The 4,214-nt window shown below is 71.6% G+C and carries 2 protein-coding genes and 1 pseudogene; 2 read left to right on the top strand and 1 reads right to left on the bottom strand.

Annotated features, from left to right (window positions below):
- Together AOK16_RS21070 and AOK16_RS21065 are read left to right on the top strand one after the other, a co-directional pair.
- Positions 1-2,011, top strand: a 2,011-nt coding sequence (locus AOK16_RS21070) for an AAA family ATPase (protein WP_420865394.1), incomplete at its 5' end; no start/stop codon positions are given.
- 235 nt (positions 2,012-2,246) lie between these two features.
- Positions 2,247-3,674 (top strand): sugar porter family MFS transporter, encoded by a 1,428-nt coding sequence (locus AOK16_RS21065; RefSeq protein WP_055473754.1) that lies wholly within the window; start codon positions 2,247-2,249, stop codon positions 3,672-3,674.
- 38 nt (positions 3,675-3,712) lie between these two features.
- Here AOK16_RS21065 and AOK16_RS21060 read toward each other — a convergent pair.
- A pseudogene (locus AOK16_RS21060) lies at positions 3,713-4,214 on the bottom strand (LLM class flavin-dependent oxidoreductase); the annotation flags it as partial.

Raw genomic sequence — 4,214 nt, 5'->3', positions numbered from 1 at the left:
CCTCGAGCTCGACCGCGGCCTCGTCGACGGAGGCCTGCACCTCGAGCAGACTGGGCGCGCCGGCGGACCCGCACTGCGCGAAGTGCGCCCCCAGCACGTCCCCTTCCGCGGTCACGGCGACGACCCCCGCCCGCGCCCCCGCCAACTCCTCGGCATCCTCCAACGTCCCGACCACCACCACGTCCCGCAGCAGCCAACGCACCGCGGGCATCAGGGCCTCGGGCCCGCGGTGCGTTGGCTGCTGCGGGAGACGGTGGAGGATGCCGAGGAGTTGGCGGGGGAGCGGGCGGGGGGCGTCGCCGGGACGGCGGAAGGGGACGTGCTGGGGGCGCACTTCGCGCAGGGCGGGTCCGCCGGCGCGCCCAGTCTGCTCGAGGTGCAGGCCTCCGTCGACGAGGCCGCGGCCGAGCTCGAGGAACTGGCCGTGCGGTGCGAGGAGCTGGCCGAGGCGCAGCGGACCGCGGGGGAGCGGCGCACCGAATGCGCCGCGCTCGTCGAGGAGTTGGCGGCCCGGCGGAGCGCCGCGGGCCGGGAGAAGTCGGCCGTCGCGCAGCAGCTGGGACGGCTGTCCGGGCAGGCGCGCGGCGCCGCCGGCGAGGCCGAGCGTTCGGCGGCGGCCGCGGCGAGGGCCGAGGAGGCGCTCGTACGGGCGGCCGAGGAGGTCGAGGAGCTGGCCGAGCGGCTGCTGGTCGCCGAGGAGGCGCCGGCCGAGGAGGAGCCGGACACCTCCGTACGGGACCGGCTGGCCGCGGACGGGGCCAACGCGCGGCAGACGGAGATGGAGGCGCGGCTCCAGGTCCGTACCCACGAGGAGCGGGTCAAGGGGCTCGCGGGGCGGGCCGACGCGCTCGACCGGGGCGCGCGCGCCGAGCGCGAGGCGCGGGCGCGCGCCGAGCAGCGGCGCGCCCGGCTGCGCCATGAGGCCGCGGTGGCCTCGGCGGTCGCGGGCGGCGCCCGGCAGCTGCTGGCGCACGTCGAGGTCTCGCTCGTCCGCGCCGAGGAGGAGCGGGCCGCGGCCGAGGCGGCGAAGGCCGGGCGCGAGCGGGAGCTGGCGGCCGAGCGCGACCGCGGGCGCGACCTCAAGGGCGAGTTGGACAAGCTGACCGACTCCGTCCACCGGGGCGAGGTGCTCGGCGCCGAGCAGCGGCTGCGGATCGAGCAGTTGGAGACCAGGGCGCTGGAGGAGCTGGGCGTCGAACCGGCCGGGCTGATCGCGGAGTACGGGCCCGATCAGCTCGTACCGCCGTCGCCGCCCGCCGAGGGCGAGGTGCTGTCGGAGACCGCGTCCGACAGTGGCTCCGCCGCTGCGCCCGACGGCGGCTCCGCCGCGGGGTCGGACCCGCGCTGGCAGCCTGTGCCCTTTGTCCGCGCGCAGCAGGAGAAGCGGCTGAAGGCGGCCGAGCGGGCGTACCAGCAGTTGGGCAAGGTCAACCCGCTCGCGCTGGAGGAGTTCGCGGCGCTGGAGGAGCGCCATAAGTTCCTCACCGAGCAGTTGGAGGACCTGAAGAAGACGCGGGCCGATCTGCTCCAGGTCGTCAAGGAGGTCGACGAGCGGGTCGAGCAGGTTTTCACGGAGGCGTTCCGGGACACGGCCCGGGAGTTCGAGGGCGTCTTCTCGCGGCTCTTCCCCGGCGGCGAGGGACGGCTCGTACTGACCGATCCCGACAACATGCTGACCACGGGGGTGGATGTGGAAGCACGGCCTCCGGGCAAGAAGGTCAAGCGGCTCTCGCTGCTGTCCGGTGGCGAGCGCTCGCTGACGGCCGTGGCCATGCTGGTGTCGATCTTCAAGGCGCGCCCGAGCCCGTTCTATGTGATGGACGAGGTCGAGGCGGCGCTCGACGACACCAACCTCCAGCGGCTGATCCGGATCATGGAGGAGCTCCAGGAGAGCTCCCAACTCATCGTGATCACGCACCAGAAGCGCACGATGGAGGTCGCGGACGCCCTCTACGGGGTGTCGATGCAGGGCGACGGCGTATCGAAGGTCATCAGCCAACGGCTCAGCTGACCGGCCCCGTTCAACCTTTGTAGATCAACTCCAAGACTTGAACTAAAGCTTCTGTTGATCTAGAGAAAACATCTTGGTTACGGCCTATTGACTTCGAAACTTGAAGGCATAGGCTGCGCAGCATTGCTTTTACCTTCAAGTGGTGGCTCACGCCGTAGTTGTGCCGCTGTGCTGCCCACTGGAGACGGCCAGACCCCCCCACGCCCGGCAACGAGGCCGGGCCCCAGGAGTTCACGTGACCACCACCGCGCAGTCGACGGTGACCGAGGGCCGCAAGGCCAAGCCGGAACACCTCGGCCACGTCATCTTCATCACGGCAGCCGCCGCGATGGGCGGCTTCCTCTTCGGCTACGACAGCTCCGTCATCAACGGCGCCGTCGAGGCCATCCGCGGCAAGTTCGGCATCGGTTCGGAGGCCCTGGCCCAGGTCATCGCCGCGGCGCTGATCGGCTGCGCCGTGGGTGCCGCGGTCGCCGGCCGGATAGCCGACCGCATCGGCCGCATCCGCGTGATGCAGATCGCCTCCGTGCTCTTCACCGTCAGCGCCATCGGCTCGGCGCTGCCGTTCTCGCTCTGGGACCTCGCCCTGTGGCGCGTCCTCGGCGGCGTCGCCATCGGCATGGCCTCCGTGATCGGCCCCGCGTACATCGCCGAGGTCGCCCCGCCCGCGTACCGCGGCCGGCTAGCCTCCTTCCAGCAGGCCGCGATCGTCATCGGCATCGCCCTCTCACAGCTCGTCAACTGGGGCGTGCTGAACCTCGCCGACGGCGAGCAGCGCGGGCAGGTCGCCGGGCTCGAAGCCTGGCAGTGGATGCTCGGTGTGATGGTCGTGCCCGCCGTGCTGTACGGCCTGCTGTCCTTCGCGATCCCCGAGTCGCCGCGCTACCTGATCTCCGTCGGCCGCGGCGAGCAGGCCAAGCAGGTGCTGGCAGGCGTCGAGGGCAGGGACATCGACCTCGACGCCCGCGTTGCCGAGATCGAGAACGCGATGCGCAGCGAGCGGAAGTCGACCTTCCGCGACCTGCTGGGCGGCCGCGGCGGCCTGCTGCCGATCGTCTGGATCGGTATCGGCCTCTCGGTCTTCCAGCAACTGGTCGGCATCAACGTGATCTTCTACTACTCGTCGTCGCTGTGGCAGTCCGTCGGCATCGACCCGAGCAGCTCGTTCTTCTACAGCTTCACCACGTCGATCATCAACATCCTCGGCACCGTCGTCGCGATGCTGTTCGTCGACCGGATCGGCCGCAAGCCGCTCGCCCTCATCGGCTCGGCGGGCATGGCGCTCTCCCTCGCCCTCGCCGCCTGGGCCTTCTCGTACAAGACCGGCACGGGCCAGGACATCTCCATGCCCGACCTCCAGGGCACCGTCGCGCTCGTCGCGGCCCACTCGTTCGTGCTCTTCTTCGCCCTCTCCTGGGGCGTGGTGGTCTGGGTGCTGCTCGGCGAGATGTTCCCGAACCGGATCCGCGCCGCCGCCCTCGGCGTCGCCGCCTCCGCCCAGTGGGTCGCCAACTGGCTGATCACCGTGAGCTTCCCGAGCCTGTCGGACTGGAATCTGTCCGGCGCGTATGTGATCTACACGGTCTTCGCCGCGCTCTCGATCCCCTTCATCCTCAAGTGGGTGCCGGAGACCAAGGGCAAGGCGCTGGAGGAGATGGGCTGATCCCCGCCGCCCCCTCCTCGCGAAGGCGCTGCCCCGGCTCAGTCCTTGAGCCGGGGCAGTACCTTTTCGCCGAACAGGCGCAGGGAGCGCCACCCCTCCTCGACCGGCATACCGCCGCACAGCGGGTGCAGTACGAGGTTGCCGGTGGCGCCCGACGATTCCGCGAAGGCCACGCACTCCTCGGGCGTGAGGATCCGGTAGACGCCCTCGCGGCGCAGGTCCGCCACGGTGGCGGCGCGGGAGCGCACGGCCGAGTGCATGGACGCCCCCGACTGCCACGAGGCGTACGTGGCCGCCTCGTGCAGCAAGTGCTCGCCGTACAGCGCCCACGCCCGGTCCGGGTCCTCCGCGATGTGCAGCAGCGGGGTCTTTGCGGGCGGCATCAGCACCCAGCCCTCGGTCCCGAACTCCTCGCGCAGCGCGTGGTAGTGGGCTTCCAGTTCCGGCAGGTGGGCGCTGGGGAAGAACGGCAGGCCCAGGCGCGCGGCCCGGCGGGCGGCGGCCTTCGAGCTGCCGCCGACCAGCAGCAGGGGGTGGGGC

Source organism: Streptomyces pathocidini (assembly GCF_001418495.1).
In the GTDB taxonomy this organism is placed as follows: Bacteria; Actinomycetota; Actinomycetes; order Streptomycetales; family Streptomycetaceae; genus Streptomyces; species Streptomyces pathocidini.
Note: the sequence above shows the minus strand (reverse complement) of the source record. Positions and strands in the feature narration are given on the sequence as shown.